This is a genomic window from Mycobacterium sp. 852002-30065_SCH5024008 (assembly GCF_001665645.1).
Lineage (GTDB): Bacteria > Actinomycetota > Actinomycetes > Mycobacteriales > Mycobacteriaceae > Mycobacterium > Mycobacterium paraffinicum.
Genome location: NZ_LZSZ01000093.1, coordinates 1 through 1,042, shown reverse-complemented (window position 1 = coordinate 1,042; position 1,042 = coordinate 1). Strand labels below are relative to the sequence as shown.

The window sequence follows — 1,042 nt, the reverse complement described above, 5'->3', positions numbered from 1 at the left end:
CCAAAGATCTCCCACACCGAAAAGTCAAACGCCGACGAATGGCACTGAGTCCACACCTGTCCCGCCGGCAGGCAGCTGTCGAGTGACTCGGCCAACCACGTCACGGTGTAATTGGCGATGGCCACGCCCTTCGGGGTTCCAGTCGTGCCCGAGGTGTAAATGATGTAGGCGATGTTCTCGGCGGCCGGGGCCGGCAATGGTGTGCTGGGTTGGGCGTGGATGGCGGGGTCATCAATATCAATGACCGGCACGTGATGACCGTCGAGCCGCGAGCGCAGACCCGCCGTGGTGAGTACGGCGATCGGGGCGGCATCGGTGAGCATGAACGCGATTCGCGCCGCGGGCAGGCCCGGGTCGATCGGCACATAAGCCGCCCCGGTCTTGAGGACCGCCAGCATCGCCACAATCGCATCCGCGCACCGGGGAAACAGCAGCGCCACACACTCACCCGGCCCTGCCCCGCGGGTAACCAGTAAGTGCGCCAACCGATTCGCGGCCTCATCCACCTCTCGATACGTCCACGACCGGTCCCCGAACGTCAGCGCCACCGCCTCGGGCGTGCGGCCGACTTGGGCGGCAAACGCTGCTGGGATCGACACCGCCGACACCGCCATGGGCGGTTCAATACCGCCCGGTTGGCCCAGTTCTCCAGGCGGACACGTTCGGACTCGTCGAGCACCCCGATCGAAGACACCGGCCGCGAGGGATCTGCCGTCATGTCGGCCAACACCCGCTCGAATCGCGCGATCAGGGTCTCGATGCTGTCGGGGTCGAACACATCGGTGCGAAACTCCACCGCACCGCTGATCCCGGCGGCCTGGCCCGCTTCGGTGAAGTTCTCGGACAAGGAGAATGTCAAATCCATCCGGGCCGTTTGGGTTTGCACCGGCAAGGGGTTGACCTGCAGAGCACCCAGGTCCAGCTCGGTGGGGTTGTGGTGTTGCCAGGCCAGCATGACCTGCACTAGGGGGTGATGGGCCAGGGAGCGGGTGGGGTGCAGCCGTTCCACGAGCAGCTCGAAGGGCACGTCTTGGTGCTCAAA

The 1,042-nt window shown here is 65.5% G+C and carries 1 pseudogene; it reads right to left on the bottom strand.

Annotated features, from left to right (window positions below):
- Positions 1 to 1,042: pseudogene (locus A5781_RS25005) on the bottom strand (AMP-binding protein); the annotation flags it as partial.